Origin of the sequence: Rhizobium oryziradicis, assembly GCF_001939045.1 — a bacterium.
In the GTDB taxonomy this organism is placed as follows: Bacteria; Pseudomonadota; Alphaproteobacteria; order Rhizobiales; family Rhizobiaceae; genus Allorhizobium; species Allorhizobium oryziradicis.
In genome coordinates, this window is sequence record NZ_MKIM01000025.1 from 158,786 (window position 1) to 181,617 (window position 22,832).

Annotated in this window: 22 protein-coding genes; 5 read left to right on the top strand and 17 right to left on the bottom strand. The window is 55.2% G+C overall.

The features are described 5' to 3' along the window. Positions 1-96: 96 nt before the first annotated feature. The 9 genes from mutS to BJF95_RS08730 all read right to left on the bottom strand — a co-directional run bounded on the left by mutS (position 97) and on the right by BJF95_RS08730 (position 10,756). Positions 97-2,781, bottom strand: coding sequence for a DNA mismatch repair protein MutS (mutS, locus tag BJF95_RS08690; protein WP_139317459.1), 2,685 nt, complete (start codon positions 2,779-2,781; stop codon positions 97-99). A gap of 163 nt (positions 2,782-2,944) precedes the next feature. Then, on the bottom strand, positions 2,945-3,871 hold the full coding sequence (locus BJF95_RS08695) for a LysR substrate-binding domain-containing protein (RefSeq protein ID WP_075639064.1): 927 nt from the start codon (positions 3,869-3,871) through the stop codon (positions 2,945-2,947). Positions 3,872-4,165: 294 nt separating this feature from the next. Beyond that, the gene (olsB, locus tag BJF95_RS08700; protein WP_075639065.1) at positions 4,166-5,038 is read right to left on the bottom strand and encodes a l-ornithine N(alpha)-acyltransferase; all 873 of its coding nucleotides are present in this window, start codon (positions 5,036-5,038) and stop codon (positions 4,166-4,168) included. A gap of 354 nt (positions 5,039-5,392) precedes the next feature. Then, positions 5,393-7,012 (bottom strand): hybrid sensor histidine kinase/response regulator, encoded by a 1,620-nt coding sequence (locus BJF95_RS08705; RefSeq protein WP_083638760.1) that lies wholly within the window; start codon positions 7,010-7,012, stop codon positions 5,393-5,395. A gap of 110 nt (positions 7,013-7,122) precedes the next feature. After that, complete coding sequence (lspA, locus tag BJF95_RS08710) at positions 7,123-7,614, bottom strand: signal peptidase II (RefSeq protein ID WP_075639067.1); 492 nt, start codon at positions 7,612-7,614, stop codon at positions 7,123-7,125. Continuing rightward, on the bottom strand, positions 7,611-8,486 hold the full coding sequence (locus tag BJF95_RS08715) for a TrmH family RNA methyltransferase (protein WP_075639068.1): 876 nt from the start codon (positions 8,484-8,486) through the stop codon (positions 7,611-7,613). Before BJF95_RS08715 ends, lspA begins: the two co-directional genes overlap by 4 nt. Further along, entirely contained in the window at positions 8,483-9,685 is a 1,203-nt protein-coding gene (locus BJF95_RS08720) for a class I SAM-dependent methyltransferase (RefSeq protein ID WP_075639346.1), read from the bottom strand. Before BJF95_RS08720 ends, BJF95_RS08715 begins: the two co-directional genes overlap by 4 nt. 233 nt (positions 9,686-9,918) lie before the next feature. Then, positions 9,919-10,317, bottom strand: coding sequence for a DUF1049 domain-containing protein (locus BJF95_RS08725; RefSeq protein WP_139317444.1), 399 nt, complete (start codon positions 10,315-10,317; stop codon positions 9,919-9,921). A 127-nt stretch (positions 10,318-10,444) separates the two neighbouring features. Beyond that, positions 10,445-10,756, bottom strand: coding sequence for an integration host factor subunit beta (locus BJF95_RS08730; protein ID WP_075639070.1), 312 nt, complete (start codon positions 10,754-10,756; stop codon positions 10,445-10,447). Positions 10,757-11,208: 452 nt separating this feature from the next. On the opposite strand from BJF95_RS08730, the gene lptC reads away from it, so the two are divergent. From lptC to lptB, 3 genes are all read left to right on the top strand, one after another. Continuing rightward, complete coding sequence (lptC, locus tag BJF95_RS08735) at positions 11,209-11,826, top strand: LPS export ABC transporter periplasmic protein LptC (RefSeq protein ID WP_245297272.1); 618 nt, start codon at positions 11,209-11,211, stop codon at positions 11,824-11,826. A 9-nt stretch (positions 11,827-11,835) separates the two neighbouring features. Continuing rightward, positions 11,836-12,399 (top strand): LptA/OstA family protein, encoded by a 564-nt coding sequence (locus tag BJF95_RS08740; RefSeq protein WP_075639072.1) that lies wholly within the window; start codon positions 11,836-11,838, stop codon positions 12,397-12,399. A 113-nt stretch (positions 12,400-12,512) separates the two neighbouring features. Continuing rightward, complete coding sequence (gene lptB / locus BJF95_RS08745) at positions 12,513-13,226, top strand: LPS export ABC transporter ATP-binding protein (RefSeq protein WP_245297284.1); 714 nt, start codon at positions 12,513-12,515, stop codon at positions 13,224-13,226. A gap of 66 nt (positions 13,227-13,292) precedes the next feature. On the opposite strand, the gene hemW is transcribed toward lptB, so the two are convergent. The 4 genes from hemW to rph are packed head-to-tail and all read right to left on the bottom strand — an operon-like array spanning position 13,293 to position 16,280. After that, positions 13,293-14,474 carry a radical SAM family heme chaperone HemW gene (hemW, locus tag BJF95_RS08750; protein ID WP_075639074.1) on the bottom strand — a complete coding sequence of 394 codons (1,182 nt, stop codon included), beginning with the start codon at positions 14,472-14,474 and terminating at the stop codon, positions 13,293-13,295. A gap of 6 nt (positions 14,475-14,480) precedes the next feature. After that, positions 14,481-15,125 carry an RdgB/HAM1 family non-canonical purine NTP pyrophosphatase gene (gene rdgB / locus BJF95_RS08755; protein WP_075639075.1) on the bottom strand — a complete coding sequence of 215 codons (645 nt, stop codon included), beginning with the start codon at positions 15,123-15,125 and terminating at the stop codon, positions 14,481-14,483. A 2-nt stretch (positions 15,126-15,127) separates the two neighbouring features. Continuing rightward, the gene (locus BJF95_RS08760; protein WP_075639076.1) at positions 15,128-15,550 is read right to left on the bottom strand and encodes a VOC family protein; all 423 of its coding nucleotides are present in this window, start codon (positions 15,548-15,550) and stop codon (positions 15,128-15,130) included. 10 nt (positions 15,551-15,560) lie between these two features. Continuing rightward, positions 15,561-16,280, bottom strand: a complete 720-nt coding sequence (gene rph / locus BJF95_RS08765; RefSeq protein WP_075639347.1) for a ribonuclease PH — start codon at positions 16,278-16,280, stop codon at positions 15,561-15,563. A gap of 172 nt (positions 16,281-16,452) precedes the next feature. Here rph and hrcA point away from each other — a divergent pair, with 172 nt between their 5' ends. Next, a complete protein-coding gene (hrcA, locus tag BJF95_RS08770; RefSeq protein WP_075639077.1) occupies positions 16,453-17,535 on the top strand; it encodes a heat-inducible transcriptional repressor HrcA in 1,083 nt (360 codons plus the stop codon). Positions 17,536-17,659: 124 nt separating this feature from the next. After that, entirely contained in the window at positions 17,660-18,256 is a 597-nt protein-coding gene (gene grpE, locus BJF95_RS08775) for a nucleotide exchange factor GrpE (protein WP_075639078.1), read from the top strand. Between the two features lie 84 nt (positions 18,257-18,340). Here grpE and ptsN read toward each other — a convergent pair whose 3' ends face one another. From ptsN to BJF95_RS08795, 4 genes are all read right to left on the bottom strand, one after another. Next, positions 18,341-18,805: a PTS IIA-like nitrogen regulatory protein PtsN gene (gene ptsN / locus BJF95_RS08780; RefSeq protein ID WP_075639079.1), complete on the bottom strand. Its 465-nt coding sequence runs from the start codon at positions 18,803-18,805 to the stop codon at positions 18,341-18,343. A gap of 72 nt (positions 18,806-18,877) precedes the next feature. Beyond that, positions 18,878-19,444 (bottom strand): ribosome hibernation-promoting factor, HPF/YfiA family, encoded by a 567-nt coding sequence (gene hpf / locus BJF95_RS08785; protein ID WP_075639080.1) that lies wholly within the window; start codon positions 19,442-19,444, stop codon positions 18,878-18,880. Between the two features lie 457 nt (positions 19,445-19,901). Beyond that, entirely contained in the window at positions 19,902-21,440 is a 1,539-nt protein-coding gene (gene rpoN / locus BJF95_RS08790; protein ID WP_075639081.1) for an RNA polymerase factor sigma-54, read from the bottom strand. 204 nt (positions 21,441-21,644) lie between these two features. Next, a complete protein-coding gene (locus BJF95_RS08795; RefSeq protein ID WP_075639082.1) occupies positions 21,645-22,553 on the bottom strand; it encodes a DMT family transporter in 909 nt (302 codons plus the stop codon). Positions 22,554-22,832: the final 279 nt, after the last annotated feature.

The window sequence follows — 22,832 nt, forward strand, 5'->3', positions numbered from 1 at the left end:
ATCGTCCGGATCGTGTTTGCAGCTGCTTATCAATAAGCAGCTCTTCATCATAACGGGTTTAGCGCTTTTTGGGCGCTCCAAGCAACATATTACAAATCAAGCCTTGCCAAGTTGTTTCTTCAACTCATAAAGCGCATCCATTGCCTGCCTTGGCGTCAGCTCATCCAGATCCAGCTTGCGCAAAGCGTCCTCCACGGCGGATGCCTTTGCCGTTTGCGGGGTTTCGCGCCGCATGGTGGCCTGAAACAGTGGTAGATCATCAATCAACTGGCTGGCCGGATTTTTACGGTCCGTCTCTTCCAACTGGTTCAGCACATTGCGTGCCCGCTCCACCACTGCCGCTGGCAGTCCCGCCAAGCGCGCCACCTGAATACCATAAGAGCGGTCTGCCGCCCCCGGCCCCACTTCATGGAGGAAAATCACATCACCCTGCCATTCCTTGACCATCATGGTGACGTTTGACAGCCGATCCAGCTTCTCGGAAAGCGCCGTCAACTCATGAAAATGGGTGGCAAACAAGGAGCGGCAGCGATTGACCTCGTGCAAATGCTCAACCGTTGCCCAGGCAATGGAAAGCCCGTCAAAGGTGGCGGTGCCACGGCCAATTTCATCGAGAATGACCAGCGATTTCTCACCAGCCTGATTGAGAATGGCCGCCGTTTCGACCATTTCCACCATGAAGGTCGAGCGGCCACGGGCCAGATCATCGGAAGCCCCAACACGCGAAAACAGCCGATCAACAATGCCGATATGGGCAGAACCCGCTGGCACAAAAGACCCCATTTGCGCCAAAATCGCAATCAGCGCATTTTGGCGCAAGAAGGTCGATTTACCGCCCATATTCGGGCCGGTCAGCATCCAGATGGCACCGCCTTTTTGGCCGGATTTCGGCGATAGATCACAATTGTTGGCAATAAACGGACTTGCCGCCTGTTTGCGCAACGCCTGCTCCACCACCGGATGACGCCCGGCGACAATGGCAAACATGCGGCTGTCATCGACCAATGGCCGGCAATAGCCCTGCTCTTCGGCCAAAACGGCAAGACCTGCCGCTACATCCATCACCGCCAAAGCGCGCGCAGCTTTTTTAATCGCTTCCGCCTCACTCACCACGGCCAAGCGCATGCGCTCAAAGGCGGCAAGCTCGATCTCCAGCGCCTGGCCTGCCGCATTGGCAATGCGGCTTTCGAGATCGGCAAGCTCGGTGGTGGTAAAGCGCATGGCATTGGCCATGGATTGGCGATGAATAAAGCGGGCTTTTGCATCGCCTTCCGTCAAAGGACCTGCATTGTTGGCGGTGACCTCAATGAAATAGCCAAGCACATTGTTGTGCTTGATTTTGAGCGATTTCACCCCGGTTTCTTCGGAATATTGCAATTGCAGCCCGGCAATCACCCGGCGGGACTGATCGCGAAGGGCGCGCACCTCATCCAGCGCCTCATCCGCCCCTTCTTTCAAGAAGCCGCCGTCACGCTTCAAAAGTGGTAGCTCATCGGCCAGCATGGAGCTGAGCAGATATTCCAAAGATGGTGGCGGCATTTCCAGATCGCTCAGTGCCGTGGCAAGCTCGGTTGGCAAAATGGCTCCGCGCAACAGGCCTGCTGCATCCGCAGCCGTCACCAGACCTTGGCGAATGGCGGCCAGATCACGCGGACCGCCCCGGTCCAGCGCCAAGCGCGACAAGGCCCGCGGCATGTCGGGCGCGCGCTTTAACAACTCGCGCAACCGCTCGGTCAAGAAATTATCGGTGAGGAAATAGGCAACAGAATCCTGCCGGTCGGCAATGACGTCCACTTCCGTCAAAGGTGACATCAGGCGCTCTGCCATCAACCGCGCCCCGCCGCCGGTGACGGTGCGATCAATCGCATTGAGCAACGAGCCTTCACGCTGACCAGACAGGGTTTTTACCAGTTCCAGATTGCCACGCGTGGCCGCATCAATGAACATCGTTGATGATGATGATTGCCGCTCCGGCAGGCCCAGCGGTGGCCGCTCGGAAATTTGGGTTTTTTCAACATAGGCAATGGCAGCGGCTGCTGCCGCAAGCTCCGGCCGTGAGAAACTGCCAAACCCATCCAGCGTCTGCACGGCAAAATAGCGGGTTATGCGGCCCTCTGCCGAGGCGCTATCAAACAAAATAGCCGGCTGCGGCACCACCACACGGCCCAGAACGTCGAATGCGGGTTTGAGCTCAGGGTCCTGCATCAGATTGTCGGCAACAATCACTTCGCGCGGATCAATGCGGAAAATATCGGCCAACAGCCGGGTGGCATTGGTTTCGGCCAATCGGAAAACGCCGGTGGAAATATCAATCCACGCCAAGGCCAGCTCTTCCGCCCCGCCCCGCACACGGGCCAGTGCCATCAGATAATTGGTCTCAGAGGGTGACAGCAGTTTTTCTTCGGTCAGCGTGCCCGGCGTCACCAACCGCACCACACCGCGCTTGACCACAGATTTGGAGCCGCGCTTTTTAGCCTCCGCCGGATCTTCCTGCTGCTCGCAGACTGCCACACGAAAGCCCAGAGCAATCAAGCGCTGCAAATAATCGTCCGATGCATGCACAGGCACACCGCACATAGGAATATCATGACCCAGATGCTGGCCGCGCTTGGTCAGCGTAATGCCAAGCGCACGCGATGCATCAACGGCATCTTCAAAAAACAGCTCGTAAAAATCGCCCATGCGATAAAACAGCAAGGAGCCAGGATTATTGGCCTTGATCTCAATATACTGCTCCATCATCGGCGTTGCCGTGGCACGGCTTTCCTCTGATGTCAGCATCGCAGTATTCAAAACATCTTGTCCGGCAGCATTGATAATGGTCACGGCTTCATATTTCGCTTCAATGAGGTTTGCCAGACATTAACGGCATTGCTGAGCCTCTGACAACCACGCGCCACAAAAGCAGCCACCCTGCCCACAACAAGCTTTCACGACAGAGTGCTCAAGCGTCACCATTCAAGGCAGGCACCGCAGCACGAAGACGCGCAATATCTTCCTCCAGTTCACTGCGCACCCAGCGTTTGAAGGTCTCAACCTTGGCACTGCGACGGGCACCTTGTGCGGACACAAAATAATGGGCAAGCCCTGTTTTGATCGCCGGGCCAAACGGCACCACCAATTGCTGTTGCTGTAATTGATGCGAAGCAATGGTCTCCCACGCCAGAAAAACGCCCTGACCCGCCAAAGCAGCATCCAGACAAAGCGATGCCTCACTGAAAACATGGCGCGTTTTCATGGCTCCACCCTGCAAACCAACCGACGACAACCAGAGATCCCAGGTAAACATGGCCCGCCCGTCAACGATCACAGGCAAATCAAGCAGATCTTCTGGCCCTTTGAGGTGGCGCGCCAGATGCGGCGTGCAGACCGGAAACACCCGTTGCTCATGCAACAATTCTGCATGCACGCCCGGCCATTGTCCGCGTCCGACACGAACGCACACATCCACATCCGTTGACGCCGGATCAACCAGCCGATCACTGGCTTCCATGCGCAGACTGATGTTTGGAAACCGCTCTGAAAAAGCTGTGATGCGATGAACAAGCCAACGGGCTGCAAAAACAGGGGCGACGGAAATCGTCAACACGGTATCATCGCCCTTGAGGGCAAGGCCAACACCGCCATTCAGATGACGAAATCCTTCGTTCAAACGTGCAATGATGGCTTCTGCTACCGCCGTTACCACCATGCCCCGGCTGGTACGCTCAAACAATTGCAGGTGCAATTGCTGCTCGGTTTTGATGACTTGCTGGCTGACCGCACCAATCGACACCCCAAGTTCATCAGCCGCCGCTTGCAGCGACCCCAGGCGTCCAACGGCCTCCACGGCCCGCAATCCATTGAGATGCACGAGGTTCAGGTTTTTCATATAGAAAACCTACAGTCAAATCCGCAAACTCTCAATTGCATCAAGGGGCCATAATTCAGAAATTGAACCCGCTTTGACCACACAGCTTAGGGCCGTGAGAACAGATTTTCGGAAAAACCCGACGCAACAGGGAGCGGACCACCATGAAGCTTGCCTCTATCGCCAAAAAATGGATGACGAGAGCTTTCTTTTCACAAGTCACGCCTGCTCTTCCATGGGATAGATACCATGAAAGAATGTCACAGCGTCAGTTGGCAGACCTCGTCATTCCACCGGAAGACCTGCACGAGGATGTCAGCTTGAGAAACGGCCAGACGCGCCATAGTAGTTCAGGAACCGACCAGACAGGCTGGTGAGTGGCAAGACAATCAGCACGTCGGTGGTGTTGAAAGCATGGTCAATCACGGCACCCGTGCCAATCATCGCGCCAATGCGCAAATAGCCTTTTACCAGAGGCGGCATGGAGGCGACAGCGCGGCGGGCATCGACGATCTCAGAAGGCATCAGATCCATTGCGCGAAACAGTTCTGGCCGGGCGGAGACAGCCCACTCGTCTTTCGCAGAGGCGTTTTGGGCCAGAAATGACAGCGCCAGCGCATGCTTTTCAGGCTGAACGCCCGGAAAAGACGCGCATCCAAATAGCGCATCAATATTATGGCGCACCGAATAGGCCCAATTGCCCTGCCACAGCAGTTCAACCGTGCGCTTGGTGCGGTAATCGGGAAGCACACAGGAGCGTCCAAGCTCCATGAAGCGCTTTTCAGGATGGCGCTCCAGCAAGGCCTCAATGGAAAACTCTGACGCGGAATAAAAACCTGAGTTGGCAAGCGCCACTTCATGGCGCAGCAAGCGATAGGTGCCGACAATCTGATCTTCAGGATCACCCTCGATTGCACGATCCAGCACGAGAAGATGATCGCAGATGTCATCAAAGGCGTCGAAATCAAGCTTCAAGCGCATGGCTTCGCTGGGCAGGCGAGCCTTCATTTCCTCTACGAAAATCCGATATCGCATCGCCTGAGAGGCTTTCACCTCTGACGGATTTCGAGCAAGTCGCACCTCAAGGGTGCCTAGTCGTCCAAAAACATCACTTTCACGCCCGTCAACCTCTCCTGCGAGACGATTGGCCTTGGCGTTTTCGAGACGATCAAGAAGTTCGACTGTCATGGCGGATCCATCCGGCGCTATTAAACAAGACGTGTTAAACACGGATATACGACAAGATGTTGACACAAAACGTCACAATTCGTGACTTTCTCATCTTAACATCACAATTCCATGAAACATAAGAATCAAAAGCATATATCCCTTTGATTTTCAGGGGTATGCCTCAGCGGTAGTCGAATTTCAATATCACGCTGTCTTGCTCCATCAACTTTACACTGTCTGTCAACATTCCTGTCTTGCGATCAAGTATTGTCACAACTTGCGAAAAATTCAAGCGAATGCGACAGGCTGATGATGAGCTGACACCTTGCTGCACCCGATCTTCAAAGGGCATGCTTCACAGGAAAGGGCTTTTCAGAGAGAAAGCCGGGCACGATGCTGTGTCATCAGCGACTGAATCTCATTCAACAGCCGCTCCGGGTTCACCGGCTTTTGCAAAACAAGATCGGCACCACTGGCCAGCGCCTCAGCCCGCGCGCTGACACGCAAATCTCCCGTCAGCACCAAAACAGGGCAACGCGACCGCTGCTTGAGCTGCTCTATCATTCTGATGTAGCGAATCACCGATCCGCCCTCACCGCCGGGCATGCCGAGATCGGTGATGATCAGATCAATCGCAGCCCCAGTATCGGCGGCAACTTCACGGCGCAGGGCATCAAAGTCACTGACCTGCCCGACAACATGCCCCGCCTTTTGCAACACAGCCCGCAGCAAGGTGGCATTGACGAAATCATCCTCGCCCACCAGCACATTCAGGGAGGCAGGCGGTTTGCTTGCCAGCTCGTCAGCAGCCAGACCCTGATGGCCCATATCACCATGAGCGGGATCAACATGGGCGGCATCAACGCCACTCATCAAACCACGCAGCACATCGCTCAAGGTCTGTTCGCGCAAAGGACGAATAAGCCACGCCTCAAAGCCCGTGAGGGGGCGCAAAGGGCGCTCTTCAGGATTGACCAGATAAATCCTGCGCACCTTGCGCCCGTTGGACAACAAGGGTGACAGCCTGGCATCATAATCACAAATACAGCGATGATCGACAATCACATCGGTCAAGGCATCACCAGCGGCATCCATGGCCTGCAAACGAGCGGCAGCCGCATCGGCCGTTTCCGCAGTAAAGCACGTGCCACCGAGCGCTTTTATCGTCTGCTCAACAGCTTGGGCAGACGGGCCAAGTGGAGCCAGCAACAACACGGTTGAACCGTGCAGCAGGCTTGCACGCGTTGGCGCAATGGCCTCGCGGGAGGCGGATCGATTTGGCAAGCGAATTTCAAAGCACGAGCCCTCGCCCGGTGCTGTCTCGGTGATCGACAAGGCCCCTTTCAGCGCAATCATCAATTGTTGCGAGATAAACAGACCAAGCCCCGTGCCACCGCTGCGTTGAACCTGATCGCCCCCTTGCGAGAATTCAACAAACAAACGGGTGCGCTCTTCCGGTGTCATGCCGGGTCCGGTGTCGCGCACCAGCACCACCAACTCATCGCCATCGCAGGCGCAGGACACCAGAACGCCGCCCTCAACCGTAAATTTGACAGCATTACCAATAACATTAAACAGAACCTGCCGCAGGCGCGCGACATCAATATGGATATCTTCCGGCACATTGGCATCGGCAAAAGCGGCGATTTCAATGCCCTTGGCATGGGCGCGCGGGGCCAACATCTCCACCACGCTTTCAATCAAACGCCGGGGTGAAATGGTCTGCGCATGCAGCTCGAAATGCCCGGTCTCCAAGGCGCTGTAATCGAGAAGATCGGCCACCAGCTGTTGCAGGGCTTCGCCCGCCTGCACAATGCCGGAAAGATAGTTGCGCTGCTCGGGTGAGAGATCGGTGCGGGCGAGAAGATGTCCCATTCCGAGAATGCCATTGAGGGGCGTGCGCATCTCATGGCTGACGGTTGCCAAAAGCCGTGTTCTGACAAGCTCGGAACTCGCCATAGACGAGTGGTTTTCCTGCATCTTCACGTGCATTGTCGCCCACTTTGGTTGAGCCGTGGAGACGATAAAACCCGTCTCTCATCGGTTTTCACAGCAGCATCAAGCATATCATTGCACTGCACAGGTAAAAATACAACTGCCTGTTAGCGCTTGTTGCGCAACCCTACCAATAGCTCTTGCAAGAGAATGAGGCCAGCGCCAACCGTGATCAGGCTGTCTGCGAGATTAAAGACCGCAAAGGACCATGTTTCAGTATGAAACAAAACATAGTCTACCACATAGCCATAGGTGAAACGATCGATGATATTGCCAAAGGCACCGGCGATAATGAGACAATATCCAACTTGCGCAAATTGATGATCCGCACGGGTGTTGCGCCAGAGCCAGGCGACGAAGCCAACGATCACCAAACGCAAAACAATGATGACCCAGCTATCGAGATGCGACAGCATGGAAAAGGCCACACCCAGATTATGGGTGCGATACAAGCCGAGCATGGGAATGACCGGCACCAGTTCATGCATGGGCAGCATCACTTCAACGGCATATTTCACCGCCTGATCCAGGCAGAGCAATGCAACAATCAAACCAATGGCGACAGCCGGGCGCGACAGCAAGGGGCGAGAGGCCGTCATTGCACATCATCCAATGTCAAAAGATGGCGCCGCGCTTCAAACAGCATGACGCCGGTGGCAATGGCCAGATTGAGGGAGTCCGCAAGACCGGCCTGCGGAATACGCGCAAGGCTATCCGCCTTGCTGGCCAGCTCTTCCGGCAGGCCCGATTGCTCGTTGCCCATCAGCACCACCACCGGGCGGCGCTTGTAATCGACTGTTCTATAATCTTTTGCGCCCGCCAGATGGGTAGCAACCACATTGACGCCAGCTTGCACCTTCCATGCCAGAAATTCCGGCACTGTGGTCTTGACCAGAGGCAGAGCGAAAATCGAGCCCATGGTGGCGCGTACGGTTTCCATGGCAAAGGGATCGGTGCTATCGCCAATCAACATGACGCCAGAGGCCCCGGCCGCATCGGCCGTGCGGATGATGGTGCCGAGATTGCCGGGATCGCGCACGCGATCCAGCGCCACCCAGGTTTCTCCTTCACTGAGGGATACGTTTTTCAGCGCTTTCCAACGCTGATCAAACACGCCCGCCACCATTTGCGGATTGTCTTTGCGGGTAATGGACGCCATGACCTTTTCGCTGACTTCCAGCACCATGCCGCCCTGCGCCACGGTCTTTGCCGCAATTTTTTCCACCTGCGGCTTGCCTTTGGCTGCCTTGGAATAGATCAGATAGCGCAAGGTCCAGCCGAGTTCGGCGGCATCAATCACCAGCTTCAGGCCTTCGGCCAGAAAGGTCTTTGTCTCATCGCGGGTCTTCTTTTGCGAAAGCGCCTTGATGTCTTTGACAATCGGATTGGCAAGGCTGGTCACTTCCTTGACCTGACCAACACGCACGGAGCCGTTGCCGCGCGCCGCTGTGTCGTTAAAACCATCACTCATTTGGGAACCCACCTGCTAAACAGCGATGTTGAAAGGGCGCGCGCAGGCGTTTTGCCATCCTGGCCCGCCTCGCGCAGCACAAGTTCGCCCGATTCCACCAATCCACCCTTGCCGCGCATAGTCTCGCGCATCAATTCATGAATGGCGTAAAAGCTGGCGCGAATGGAGTAAGCGGTCAGCACCAGACCCGCCGCTTTGGGTGAGAGAATGTCGCGGCACAGCGATAGCATCATTGGCAGATGATCAAACAATTGCCACACCTCACCATTTGGCCCACGGCCAAACTTTGGCGGATCGGTCAGAATAATATCGTAGTGATGGCCGCGCCGCGCCTCGCGCTGAATAAATTTCATCGCATCATCGCAGATCCAGCGGATAGGCGCACGGTCCAGCCTGCTCAAGGTCTGGTTCTCACGCGCCCAGCCAATCGCCTTTTTCGAGGCGTCGACATGGGTCACTTCAGCCCCTGCGGCAGCGGCAACCAGCGAGGCAACACCGGTATAGCCAAACAGATTGAGCACTTTCAGCGGACGATCCGCCCGCTCGATAGTTTCTTTCATCCAAGTCCAATGGGCAATTTGCTCTGGAAAGACGCCGACATGGCGAAAAGCGGTGAAGCGACCGAGAAAATCGACACCCAACAGCGACAAAGGCCAAGTCTCTCCAAGCGCTTCGCGTGGAAAACGCCAGCGGCCCATGCCATCCTCATCGGTATCGCCGGTGAAAATGGCATCCGCCTTGTCCCACACATGCGCTGGCAAAGCCGGAGGCCACAACGCCTGCGCCTCGGGACGCACAATACGATAGGGACCGTATTGCTCAAGCTTGAGGCCATGACCACTATCAATCACATGGAAATCGCCAGCACCGAGGGATTCGAGAATCAGCGGCAATTTTTCGCGCGGAAGTGCGCCCTGGCGCAGTTGCAGCGGCACCACAGCCGCCGCAGACGCGGCCTCGGAATGATTGTCAGGCTCGGACTTTTTGGCTTCCATGCCCTGTTTGGGGGCATGAACCTGAGATTTCACCGGCTTGGATGCGCTGGATTTGACAACATCTCGCTTGCTGGAATCGGATTTGCCAGCCTCTGGCTTGCCGGTATTTGGCTTACTGGCACGAAAGGGCTTCTCACCGGCGCGCATCGGGCGCGAGGAGGAACTGGGGCGCTTGGGCGCGGCGCGGCGGGACTTTTCTTTCACGATCAGATCGGCTTTCCGGTGTTTAAAGGCTGCAGCGCCCTGCACCTTTTATGGCACACAAAGGCTGGCTATCACTCTTTATATCGACTGCATATTCCTAACCTCTCTTCCGGGGGAAGGAATGATGCGCAAAGCGCGCCCATAGCATTCATTGACCATCGGAAAAAGAGGGCCATCGCGAAAAGAAACTGAGCCGCACAAAACCGAGTGGCCAAATCAGAGCGTGCCAAAGCCTAGTGGGATGGCAATCGCGACAAACCAACAGTCGATGGGCCAACAGTCGATGGGCCAACAGAGGAAGACGGGCTGGTGGCCGAAGATGCCATTTGCTCGGCACGTTTCTTCTGCTGATCCGCTTCTCCGCGCCACTTCATAGCCGCCATGGCCTCTGTGCGGGCACGTTTACGGTGCTTTGCCTGACCAACCCATGTTGCAACGGAGCCAACCAATGCACCCACCAGAAAAGCCAGCAACAGAAAGACAAAAAATGGTGCCGAGGTCGACAACAGCTGATCTTCAGGACGAAAAGGGTTCAAGGCCAGCGTCACCCATTGCCTGTTGGCCACGCACAAGACGACCAGAATGATCGCAAGCGGCACCAGAATGACAATATTGACGAGCTTCTTAAACATCATGTTTCTCCTGATCACGCCTTACAAAGAGGGGATTGCCGCAACGCATTGGCCCCGCAGCAAGCCCGTTGACCGATCCACCTTACGGAACAGACCGGATCAGCCAACAGATCAATGCAGTCATGCATCAATCGGCATCATCATCTTCTTCATCATCCATGCCAGGATTAAGGCGCTCGCGCAATTCCTTGCCGGTTTTGAAGAAAGGAACCCATTTCTCTTCAACGAACACGGTTTCACCGGTGCGCGGATTGCGGCCCGTGCGCGCCGGGCGGTTTTTCACCGAGAACGCTCCGAAACCACGCAGCTCCACGCGATTTCCCGAGGACAATGCATCGGTGATCTCATCCAGAATAGCATTGACGATGTTTTCCACGTCGCGGTGATAAAGATGCGGATTGCGGGCCGCAACGATTTGCACCAGCTCGGATTTAATCACGATAACCCCCTGTAAAATAAAGGATGTTGAATTCAAACATTTTCGCCATCACCGTCTGTCGCAAGCGGCAGGCGCTTCACTCCGGCAATCTCTCAACGACGTAAAACATCATAAAAAATTGGAATAATCAATCGCTTAAGCCCAAAACAACAAAACCGCTGGAAAAAATCTTCAGAACCGGCAATTGATGGACGCGATAGTGATGACTTCCGTTCATCGTCAAATCAAAGCTTGTAAACGACTTGAAAAAATCCATATTTGCAACGCATAAGGAATTTGCGGCCTTCAAGAATTCATAGCGCCTGTAACGCGCCGTGTTCACTCTTGCCTAATACTTAAGCCATAGATTGAAAACAGCAGATCCCGAATAACGGGCAGACACACGATCGACGGAACTCCGGGACATGCTAAAACGTGTAGACGCAGGCTCACGAAAGGTGAGAAAACAAACGATGGACGCTCCTTACAATCAAGCGATTGGCCATTCAAAGCGTGTGCGCAGATTGCGCATCGTTCTTCCTGCGCTTGCCGTGCTTCTTTCTTTGGGCTTTGTGGTGGTATCGATTGTCAAAACCTACCTGCCTGAAAACATCAAGATTGAAGGCGTGAACATCGAGGATGGCAAAGTGGTGATGGCCAAGCCTGCCATCGCCGGCCTCAACTCGAACGGTTCGCCCTACTCCATGAAGGCCCTGCGCGCCCTGCAGGATATTAAAAACCCCAATCTCATCACCCTTGAAGACATTACGGCAACCGTGCCGGTCAATGAGAGCGCATCCGCCGATATCACGGCCGAGAGTGGCACCTACAACCGCGCCACAGACAAGATGACGTTGACGAAACCCTTCCGGATTCACATGTCCAGCGGCGTTGACGCCATGTTTCAATCTGGTGATCTTGACGTGAAGGCGGGAAAGCTTAAGACGGATCAGGTGGTGACGATTATTATGAAAGCGTCATCTCTTATTGCGCAGTCCATGGATATGACAGATAAAGGGCAGAACATTACATTTAACGGTAGGGTTCGGCTGAGCATCGACCCCGCCACCCTCAAAACACCGGGCAATTGAGAACAGATCATGACGCAAAGCCACCGTCGCATTTCCTTTTGCTTTGCCCACACCATGGTTGCAGCAGGCCTATGCCTGAGTGCGATGGCGGGTCAAGCTTTTGCGCAGTCAACTTCCAGCAATATGGACGGGCTCAAACTGTCCGGTGACAAGCCGATCCAGATCGAGAGCGATAATCTCGAGGTGCACCAACAGACCAACACTGCCAACTTCAACGGCAATGTGAAGGTTGTTCAGGGCACCACAACCATGCGCTCAAAGGACATGGTGGTGAAATACAAGGGTCAAGGGGCTGCCGTGACCAGTGGCGACGCCAAGATCGATACAATCGATGTCATGGGCGATGTTATTCTCAACACCGCCACCCAGCAGGCAACCGCCGACAAGGGCCACTTTGACATGAACAGTCAGATCTTTACCCTGACCGGCAACAAGGTGGTACTTTCAGAGGGTGGCAACGTGTTTGTTGGCTGTAAGCTGACGGTTCACATGACATCCGGAGAAGCCAAGCTGGATAGCTGCGGCAAGCGGGTGCAGATTCAGCTGGATCCTAAGTCCCAACAAAAACAATGATTTCGGATCTTTAAGTGAAAATTCCCGGTTTAAATTCAAAACCTCCGGCATCGGGCGAGAACCCCGCGTCTCCTTCATCGGGTGAACGCGAGAAGAACCGCTATGACGGAACGTTGATTGCCCATGGTCTGACCAAGACCTATAACACCCGGCGTGTGGTCAACGGTGCCTCCCTTGTGGTGCGCCGTGGTGAAGCCGTGGGTCTGCTTGGCCCCAATGGTGCTGGCAAAACCACCTGTTTCTACATGATTACCGGACTGGTGCCGGTGGACAGCGGCACCATTGCCATCAACGGCAATGACGTCACCTCCATGCCCATGTACCAGCGCTCGCGCCTGGGCGTTGGCTATCTGCCGCAGGAAGCCTCGATTTTTCGCGGCCTGTCGGTGGAAGACAATATCCGTGCGGTTCTTGAATTGCATGAGAAGAACAAGGACAAGCGCGAGCATAAGCTCAACGAGTTGCTCGCCGAATTTCACATCGAAAAGCTGCGCAAATCAGCCGCCGTTGCCCTCTCGGGCGGCGAGCGGCGGCGTCTGGAAATCGCGCGTGCGCTGGCAACCGATCCGATTTTCATGCTGCTGGATGAGCCCTTTGCCGGTGTGGATCCGATTTCTGTGTCCGACATTCAAAACCTCGTGCGCCATTTGACCGCGCGTGGCATTGGCGTGTTGATCACCGACCATAATGTGCGCGAAACCTTGGGCCTGATTGACCGTGCCTATATTATCCATGCGGGCGAAGTGCTGACCCATGGCCGGGCAGACGACATCGTCAACAATCCCGATGTGCGCCGACTCTATCTGGGTGAAAAATTCAGCCTCTGATAGGTTACAGCGAAGCTTTTCTGCGTCCCGATGACGGGACGCAGTATTCCTGATCGGCAACCCAGATCAGCAGGCCAGATCAGCCACCACCGCATCCAGCACCAGCATACCCTTGGGCGTGCAGCGCAGGCGGGAATTTCCAAGACGCTCGATAAAACCGTGTTCCAGTAAAAACTGCTCGCGCTCAGGATCAGGATCGCGGCCAGACAGCTGCTGCCAGCGGGCAAGGTCAACACCCTCGCGCAGACGAAGGCCCATCAATAGCAGTTCATCAGATTGCTCATCAGGCCCCAGCAGATCCTGCTCGATCATGCCATCGCCATCCTTTTCGACCCGCTCCAGCCAGGTTTCCGGGTGCTTTTCGGTTACGGTTGCCATTTTATCATGGCCGCGTGTCAGGCGGCCATGGGCACCAGGGCCAATGCCCGCATAATCGCCATAGCGCCAATAGGTCAGGTTATGGCGGCTTTCTGCGCCGGGTTTGGCGTGGTTCGACACTTCATAGGCCGGAAGTCCTTCGCGGGCCGTGATCTCCTGTGTGGCTTCATAGAGCTGTGCGGCGTGCTCCTCATCCGGGGTGATGATTTTTCCAGCCTTGTGCAGGCCAAAGAAGGGCGTGCCCTCCTCGATGGTCAACTGGTAGAGCGACAAATGATCCACCGCATAAGAAATGGCTTGCTTCAGCTCTTCTTCCCAAGCAGCAATGGTTTGATTGGGGCGGGCATAAATCAGATCAAAGGACATGCGCGGAAAAATCTCGCGCGCCAGCTTGACCGCCTTCAAGGCGTCTTCAACCGAATGCATTCGGCCCAGAAATTTCAAATCCGCATCATTAAGCGCTTGCACGCCCAAGGAAACGCGATTGACGCCTGCCGCACGGTAGCCACGAAACCGCTCGGCTTCCACGCTGGTGGGATTGGCTTCCATGGTGATTTCAATGCCGCGCGGCATGGTCCAATATTTGGCAACACCGTCGAGCAATGCGCCCACCGTCGATGGGTCCATCAGCGATGGCGTGCCGCCGCCCAGAAAAATGCTGGTGACGGTTTTAGGGCCGCTTAAGCTGCGCATCCGCTCCATCTCTTTCAAGAAAGCAGCGGTAAAGCGCACTTGATCCACCTTTTGGTGGCGGACGTGGCTGTTAAAATCACAATAGGGGCATTTGGCTGCGCAAAACGGCCAATGAATGTAAATGCCAAAGCCCGGCTCACCGGTATCTGGAAGAAGAAGCGATGTTGGCTCGGCCATAAATCCTCAGGCGTCCAGGCAGGTTTCGACAAAAATCTTGAACGCACGGGCACGGTGCGACAGGGCTTGCACGTCGCCCGGCTTCCAGCCATGCTTTTCCTCAGCACTCATCTCACCAAAGCTGGTGGCATGGCCTTTGGGCTGGAAAATCGGATCATAGCCAAAGCCAGAGGTGCCGCGCGGTGGCCAAATAATCGTGCCCTCAACTTCGCCACGGAAAAACTCGGTATGGCCATCGGGCCATGCCAGACATAACACGCTGACGAAATGGGCGCGCCGGGCATCAGGCTCCGATGCGCCCTTGTCTTGCAGAGCTTTATCCACCTTGGCCATGGCCATTTGAAAATCGCGGCTGCCGTCTTCGCGCTCAGCCCAATTGGCAGTGTAAACGCCGGGTGCGCCACCGAGAGCGTCAATCACCAGACCGGAATCATCCGACAGTGCAGGCAGGCCAGAGGCCTTGGCCGAGGCCAGCGCCTTGATGGCGGCATTTTGCTCAAAGGTCGTGCCGGCTTCCTCTGGCTCCACAAAGCCCAGATCCTTGGCCGACTTGGCCGAAAAGCCAAAGGGACCAATCAGATCGGCAATTTCCGCGATCTTGCCAGCATTGTGGCTGGCGACAACAATGGTTTTGGTTTCAAGCTTGCGCATATTCAATCCTCATCAATCTGCCACAGCCGCGCTTCGGCACATTCCAAACTATTGCCCGCCGGATCGCGGAAATAAATCGAGCGCGCGCCATTGGGCCAGAGAAAATCTGCCTCGATGGCAACACCGGCTTTGCCGAGATGCGCAACCATGCCATCCATGTTTGCCCGCGCCATGCGAAAACAGGCATGGCCTTGCCCATAAGCGCCATGGGCTGGCACAGGCAACATGTTTTCTCCGGCAGGAATGCGGGAGTGATCGGCATTGAAGAGCAAAAGCACACCGGGACCGCAGCGAAAGAACACATGCCGTTCCGCCTGCTTTACAATCACCTCAAGACCCAGAACGCCTGCGTAGAACGCCTCGGCAGCGCTGAGATCATCCACGTAAAGCGCTGTCTCTAAAATGCCTTCAATGCCGATCGTCATAGCGGACCCCTTAGCCAGCAATAACCTGCTTTTGCAGCGCAACCAGCTCGGATATGCCGGTCTGGGCCAGACCCAACAGCGTCAGGAACTCATCTTGACTAAAGGGCTTGCCTTCGGCCGTTCCTTGAATTTCAACAATGCCACCCGCACCGGTGATGACAAAATTGGCATCGGTCTCGGCAGAGGAATCCTCGAGATAGTCCAGATCGATCACCGATTGAGCGGCAAAGATACCGCAGGAAACAGCTGCCACATGATCTTTCAGCACGCGATCAACCTTGATCATGTTGCGGCCTTCCATCCATTTCAGGCAATCATGCAGGGCAACCCATGCGCCGGTAATCGCAGCCGTGCGGGTGCCGCCGTCGGCCTGAATCACATCACAATCGATGGAGATCTGGCGTTCGCCCAGCGCCTCCAGATCGACAACGGCGCGCAAGGAGCGGCCAATCAGGCGTTGAATTTCCTGGGTGCGGCCGCTCTGCTTGCCAGACGATGCCTCACGCTTCATGCGCTCACCCGTGGCGCGTGGCAGCATGCCATATTCTGCGGTGACCCAGCCTTTGCCAGTGTTGCGCAGCCATGGTGGCGTGCGGTCTTCAAGGCTTGCCGTGCACAGCACATGGGTATCGCCAAACTTCACGAGGCACGAGCCTTCAGCATGTTTGGAAAAATTGCGCTCAAAGGATACCTTGCGCATCTGATCGGTTTTTCTGCCTGATGGCCGCATTTTCATCTCCTCAACAGACCTGTGTTGCTGCCTTCTACGAGTGGTTGGGGTGTTTTGCAAAGGAAAAGCCGGTATGACGCTTTGAAAGAAGCACTTCATCCGCAAAAGCCGTTGTGATCGGTAAATCAGCCATTATATTAAGAGGCAAGAATGATGGGTGATATTTTTCAACATGGGGAAGAGTGCGATTACGGCAAGAGATGTCTCCACGGCACTGGACGAACGATCCAGGGAGATTTTTCGACGGATCGTCGAAACCTATCTCGAATCAGGTGAGCCTTTGGGATCGCGAAATTTGTCGCGCATTCTTCCCATGTCGCTGTCGCCCGCCTCGGTGCGCAATGTGATGAGCGATCTGGAAGAGCTGGGCCTGATTTATGCGCCGCATATCAGCGCCGGCCGCCTGCCAACCCAAACGGGCCTGCGCTTCTTTGTCGATGCCTTCATGCAGGTTGGCAGCCTTACGCAGGATGAGCGCGGCTCGATTGAGCGGCAGATGCGGTCTTCCGAGGATCAGCCGGTTGAGACCCTCTATAATGAAGCCAGCCGCATGCTCTCCGGCCTGTCGCGTGGTGCGGGGCTGGTGGTGGCCGCCAAGGCTGATCCGGCACTGAAACATGTCGAATTCATTCGGCTGGAGCCAACCAAGGCGCTTGCTGTGCTGGTGGGCGAGCATAATCAGGTCGAAAACCGCATTATCGAGCTGCCTGCAGGTGTCACTGCCTCGCAATTGACCGAAGCGGCCAATTTTCTCAATGCGCATTTGAGCGGGCAAACCCTGCATGAAGTGCGCAGCCAATTGGAGAAGCTGAAAGAACAGGTATCAACCGAACTGGACGTACTTTCGCAAGATCTTGTCGCACGCGGTCTGGCCATCTGGGCTGGCGAAGATGGCGACAAAGCCACGCGGCTGATTGTGCGCGGCCGTGCCAACCTGCTGGAGGGATTGGCAGGGGCCGAGGATATCGACCGTCTGCGTTTGCTGTTTGACGATCTGGAGCGTAAGGAAAGCCTGATCGAGATTTTGAACCTTGCCGATAGCGGCCCCGGTGTGCGCATTTTTATTGGCTCTGAGAACAAGCTGTTTTCACTCTCCGGCTCGTCGCTGATTGTCGCACCTTATCGCGATGGCGATGACCGTATTGTCGGGGCCGTGGGCGTCATTGGTCCCACCCGTCTGAACTATTCCAGAATCGTGCCCATGGTGGATTACACCGCCCAGGTCATGGCCAAACTCACCCGCAGCGGGCATTGATATCCTTATGCCCGCAATTTTTAATCACGCCTTCACGCACCCTGATCACCATTGAACCCTTGATTTTTCGTCTCCGAACCCTGATATCGGGCACGGACACGAAACCAGTATTCCGGAGAACGTCATGACCGACGAAACCAACAAAAACGGACCTGACGCTGCCGCAGAAGCGCAGACAGAAGCACCTATGCACGAGGACACCCAAGAGGTGGACAATGACGCGCAGGACCTCGATATGATTGCCAGCCTGCAGGCTGAAAATGCCGAGCTGCGGGACCGCTTTTTGCGCCTTGCCGCTGACATGGACAATCTGCGCCGCCGCACCGAACGCGATGTCAAGGATGCCAAGGCCTATGCTGTGACGGGTTTTGCCCGCGATATGCTTGCGGTTTCCGACAATCTGCGCCGCGCCATTGACGCCGTGCCCGCTGAAGCCCGTGCAGCTGCCGAAGCAGGCCTGGCCGCTCTGATTGAAGGCGTGGAAATGACCGAACGCGCCATGCTCTCGACGCTGGAGCGCCACGGCGTCAAGAAGATCGAGCCGGAGGGCCAGAAGTTCGATCCGAATTTCCACCAGGCCATGTTCGAAGTGCCAAACCCTGATGTTCCAAACAACACGGTGACGCAGGTGGTTCAGGCTGGCTACACCATTGGCGAGCGCGTGCTGCGTCCGGCCATGGTGGGCGTTGCCAAGGGCGGCCCAAAGGGTGAAATAGCCTGAAGCTGATCAGGCTGAAAAGCCAGGTTCAAAAAAAGCGCCGCGCAAAACATGCGCGGCGCTTTTTTCATGCAGATTGTAGCGCCATCAGGCTGCGTTGGAGGCCTGATCCTGATTGAGGAAGGTGTAGATAGCGGTATCGCTATCGCTGGCGCGCAACTTGGCCACCAGATCCTGATCGCGCAGCACGCGCGCAATGCGCGACAGCGCTTTGAGATGGTCCGCCCCTGCCCCTTCCGGAGCCAGAAGCAGAAACACCAGATCAACAGGCTGCTCGTCGAGGGCTTCAAAATCAATCGGCGTCTCAAGACGGGCAAAAATACCCTTGATACTGGAGATATTGGTCAGCTTGCCGTGCGGAATGGCAATGCCATTGCCAACGCCGGTGGATCCCAATTTTTCGCGCTGAAGAATCACGTCAAAAATTTCGCGCTCCGGGATTCCGATAAGTTTAGAGGCTTTGGCGGCCAATTCCTGAAGGAGCTGCTTTTTTGAATTGACCCTCAGGGCGGGTATGATCGCATCGTGCTGCAGCAAATCTGCCAAGGCCATTTTGAAAATCCTTATCCCACCGACATAAGTGTAGAGAAAGCGGTGGTCGGCCACCGCTTTCGAAGGGCTTAATCAGCCCTTTATTGTAGCGGAATCAATCCAGCCGATGTTGCCGTCCTGACGACGATAGACGATGTTCAACTCTTCCTTGCCCGGGCTTCTAAACAGAACAACAGGCTCGTCGGTCATGTCCAGCGTCATAACTGCGCTGGCAACAGACATCGTTTTCAGCTTCTTGGTGCTTTCTGCCACGATGGTTGGTGCATAATCCTCCGGCACCTCCTCGTCCAACTCCGGCACTGCATCCATCACCGTATAGCCAATTTCGGTGTTGGCAGGCGCGCTATGATGGTCCTTCAGCTTGCGCTTGTAACGGCGCAAGCGCTTTTCAATGCGCTCGGCGGCGCTATCGAAAGCCACTTGAGGATCAACAGCTTCGCCTGTTGCATGCAGATTGATACCCGTATCGAGATGCACGGCGCAGTCTGCGGAAAACCGCGAGGCTGATTTGGTAACCGTGATCTGACTGGAATACCCCCCGTCAAAGTATTTGCTTACGGCATCTGAGATCTGGGTTTCAATCCGTTCGCGGAAAGAATCGCCAATTTCCATATGCTTGCCGGTGACGCGTACACTCATGGAGTTTCCCTTCTTATCGTGATTTACAAAATGAGTTTACGCCAACCTCGAGGCACATCCAAGCGATTCTGTCAGCAAAGACAAAACCCTCTTGAACGTCTGCGGGCAAGAGCTTATCACTTCATACTAAAGTTAGATTTTTCGAGGAAACGAGGAGAGTTTGTGGCGAGACCGACTGCGCGCGGCATATATTTTTATCCCGCACGGTTCGCGTAACCGTTTGATTTTATACATATTGCCATCCCAAAATCGGTTCCGCTTTTGGGAGCTATCCATTAATAGCCCTATACCAAAATGTCAACGTTTTGTTAATCATCTCACTCAAAAAGACCAAATTTGGTGCGGCGTCCCGTTAAACCCACAATGTGGACTGGATTGCCACCACAGCAACACGCAAAGCTTGTCGGTTTTAGCCACAATTGCGCGCTTTGCAGTGCTGCTCAACCTTCCTTCACCCTCAAGGGGCGTTCTTGGCAATGGCCCGCTTTTCGCGCCGCCTCTGCACCGAGGAGGGAATATTCATCGCTTCGCGATATTTGGCCACCGTGCGACGCGCCAGCTCCACACCGCCCTTTTTCAGGCTATCGACAATATCATCGTCTGACAAAACGCTGTCGGCGCTTTCCTGGGCAATCAAAGCGCGGATACGGTGGCGCACGGCTTCGGCGGAATGATTGTCTCCGCCTTCCGCGGAACCAATCGAGACACTGAAGAAATATTTCAGCTCAAAAAGCCCGCGCGGCGTGAGCATATATTTATTGGCCGTCACACGGCTGACGGTCGATTCATGCATTTTAATCGCATCGGCCACGGTCTTCAGATTGAGCGGGCGCAAGTGATCGACACCATAGCGCAGGAAAGCGTCTTGCTGGCGGATGATTTCCGAAGACACTTTCATGATGGTTTTGGCGCGTTGATCCAGACTGCGGGTCAGCCAATTGGCCGTTTGCAGGCATTCAGCCAAAAACCCCTGCTCTCCCTCGGCCTTGGTGCTATTTTGCTTGATCTGCGCAAAATAGGTGTTGTTGACCAACACGCGCGGCAATGTCTCGGCATTCAACTCCACCAGCCAGCTGCCATCCGGCCCTCTGGACACCAAAACATCCGGGATCACGGTTTCTGATGCGCTATTTTCAAAGCCCGCACCGGGCTTGGGATTGAGTTTGCGAATTTCTGCCAGCATATCCAGCAGATCTTCCTCATCCACACCACACAGCCGCTTAAGGGTGGCAAAATCGCGCTTGCCCAGCAGGTCGAGGTTTTTCACCAATGTCGCCATGGCCGGATCGAGCCGATCGCGCTGACCAAGCTGAATGGCGAGGCATTCGCCGAGATCACGGGCAAAAATCCCGGCAGGCTCCATGGTTTGAAGCGTTGCCAAAATCCGCTCAACATCGCGCAGTTGAACGCCCAACTGGCTCGACACCTCCGTCAGATCAACGCGCAGGTAGCCAGCATCATCCAACTGATCAATCAACACCAGCGCCACATGCCGATCACCGGGCGATGACAGCACGAATGGAAGTTGCTGGCCCAAATGTTCGCGCAGCGACACCTTGCCAGCCACAAAATCATCAAGGTCATAACCCTCGCCGCCATCAGAAAGGGTGCCCGGCATGGATTTCCACTGATCGAGCATTTCGGGCGAGTCCAGTTTTTGGCTGGCGCTATCATCGCCAAAACTGGCATCGTAATTGGCATCCAGCCGATCATTCAGCACACCGTCGCCGCTGCGCTCATACCAATCGCTTTCCAAGCCATCCGCAGTCGCCGTCAGGGCGAGGGATTCAACTTCGCCATCGCGGGACGTATCGCTGCTGCCCACAGAGTCATCATTTGGCGCAATTTCAAGCAGTGGATTCTTTTCCACTTCCTGAGCGATGAACTGAAGAAGCTCGAAATGGGTCATCTGCAACAGCTGAATCGACTGCATCAGCTGCGGTGTCATGACCAGAGACTGGTTTTGACGAAGGAAAAGATTGGCAGATAGGGCCATGGCGGACGAAAAACTCCCCTACAATTCCCTCTCGGACTTCTTTTGTTCCCGTTTTGGATTTTTGGAAATCTGAACTGGCCCAAAAATTGCTTTTTTATTGGATTTGGTCAAGCCACAGAAGCGGATCTCATGAAAATAACATGACAGAAAATCCGCTTTTCTGCTCTTTTTGCCGCTGCGGATCACAAAATTGCTAGCCGCCGTTTACGTCGCCACCTTGCGCTTGTGCAAGCGCTGCCAAATACGACCATCAATGGCCATAAGCCCAAGTCCAATCAACACCATCCCCGCCAAATGCCGTGGCTCCACATGGTCGCCCAGCACAATGGCACTGAGGACAATGGCGCTGGGCGGAATAAGAATGGTGACCAACATCAGGTTCGTTGCCCCGGCCGTCGCCAGAATTTTGAAGAACAGCACATAGCCCACCGCGGTCGACAAAAGAGCAAGACCCAGCAGCGCACCAATGGTTTCCAGCCCCGGTACTGGCAAGGTCCAGGGCTTGTCGAGCCACAGCACGAGCGGCAAAAGCACCAGCGTGGAGGCTGTGACCTGCCCTGCCGCGGGCAGAAGCGGCGGCAGACCCATGGCTTTAAACCGGCGTCCAAAAATGCCGGCAAACGCGTAGGACACTGCAGCCAGCATCACCGCCAATTGACCCAGGGTATCTCCGCCAAAATGGCTGAACACCGCCGGACCAATCATTACCACCACGCCGCAAAAGCCAATCAGAACGCCAACCAGCCGATTGGCTGTGAGCTTTTCATCCACTGTGAGCATATGTGCAATAATAACGCCAAACAGCGGTGTGGTGGCATTGAAAATGGCAGCTAAGCCTCCGGGAATGCGGGTCTGCCCCCAGACAATCAAGCAAAAGGGGATCACATTGTTCAAAAGCCCCATGCCCAAAAAGGCCAGCCAGACCTTTGGGCTCTTCGGAATAGGCACGCCTGATGCACCGACGATGATCCAAAGCGCAAAAGCGGCCAAGCCGACGCGCGCCGTGACAATCGTAAAAGGCGGCCACACCTTGACCAGAATGCCGATAAACAAAAACGATCCACCCCACAGAATGGAGAGCACCACCAGCATCGCCCATTCCTGCACACTCATCTGCTTTTGCGCCACACCACTCTCCTGTCTGGAACGAAGGACACCTTATCCCAAGGCTCAAAGACGGTATGTTGTTTAACGCATACCGGTTGACCCCCACGCTATAGCGCGCTCAGACCCACATCCACCCGAAAACGCAGCCGGACCTTTTATTTCTTGATGGACTATGTCGGAGAAAAAAGCCGATTTCTTGCATGAACTAAAGCCTGTCGCGGCGAATAGGATTCACTGCGACAGGCTTTAGATCTTATTTTGTCGCATGTACGTTATCGTTTTATT

Excerpts from the sequence above, each read along its gene's own strand:
- mutS (WP_139317459.1), bottom strand. The coding sequence starts at position 2,781 with ATGCTGACATCAGAGGAAAGCCGTGCCACGGCAACGCCGATGATGGAG.
- BJF95_RS08695 (WP_075639064.1), bottom strand. The coding sequence starts at position 3,871 with ATGAAAAACCTGAACCTCGTGCATCTCAATGGATTGCGGGCCGTGGAG.
- olsB (WP_075639065.1), bottom strand. The coding sequence starts at position 5,038 with ATGACAGTCGAACTTCTTGATCGTCTCGAAAACGCCAAGGCCAATCGT.
- BJF95_RS08705 (WP_083638760.1), bottom strand. The coding sequence starts at position 7,012 with ATGCACGTGAAGATGCAGGAAAACCACTCGTCTATGGCGAGTTCCGAG.
- lspA (WP_075639067.1), bottom strand. The coding sequence starts at position 7,614 with ATGACGGCCTCTCGCCCCTTGCTGTCGCGCCCGGCTGTCGCCATTGGT.
- BJF95_RS08715 (WP_075639068.1), bottom strand. The coding sequence starts at position 8,486 with ATGAGTGATGGTTTTAACGACACAGCGGCGCGCGGCAACGGCTCCGTG.
- BJF95_RS08725 (WP_139317444.1), bottom strand. The coding sequence starts at position 10,317 with ATGTTTAAGAAGCTCGTCAATATTGTCATTCTGGTGCCGCTTGCGATC.
- lptC (WP_245297272.1), top strand. The coding sequence starts at position 11,209 with ATGGACGCTCCTTACAATCAAGCGATTGGCCATTCAAAGCGTGTGCGC.
- BJF95_RS08740 (WP_075639072.1), top strand. The coding sequence starts at position 11,836 with ATGACGCAAAGCCACCGTCGCATTTCCTTTTGCTTTGCCCACACCATG.
- hemW (WP_075639074.1), bottom strand. The coding sequence starts at position 14,474 with ATGGCCGAGCCAACATCGCTTCTTCTTCCAGATACCGGTGAGCCGGGC.
- rdgB (WP_075639075.1), bottom strand. The coding sequence starts at position 15,125 with ATGCGCAAGCTTGAAACCAAAACCATTGTTGTCGCCAGCCACAATGCT.
- BJF95_RS08760 (WP_075639076.1), bottom strand. The coding sequence starts at position 15,550 with ATGACGATCGGCATTGAAGGCATTTTAGAGACAGCGCTTTACGTGGAT.
- rph (WP_075639347.1), bottom strand. The coding sequence starts at position 16,280 with ATGCGGCCATCAGGCAGAAAAACCGATCAGATGCGCAAGGTATCCTTT.
- hrcA (WP_075639077.1), top strand. The coding sequence starts at position 16,453 with ATGGGGAAGAGTGCGATTACGGCAAGAGATGTCTCCACGGCACTGGAC.
- grpE (WP_075639078.1), top strand. The coding sequence starts at position 17,660 with ATGACCGACGAAACCAACAAAAACGGACCTGACGCTGCCGCAGAAGCG.
- ptsN (WP_075639079.1), bottom strand. The coding sequence starts at position 18,805 with ATGGCCTTGGCAGATTTGCTGCAGCACGATGCGATCATACCCGCCCTG.
- hpf (WP_075639080.1), bottom strand. The coding sequence starts at position 19,444 with ATGAGTGTACGCGTCACCGGCAAGCATATGGAAATTGGCGATTCTTTC.
- rpoN (WP_075639081.1), bottom strand. The coding sequence starts at position 21,440 with ATGGCCCTATCTGCCAATCTTTTCCTTCGTCAAAACCAGTCTCTGGTC.
- BJF95_RS08795 (WP_075639082.1), bottom strand. The coding sequence starts at position 22,553 with ATGAGTGTGCAGGAATGGGCGATGCTGGTGGTGCTCTCCATTCTGTGG.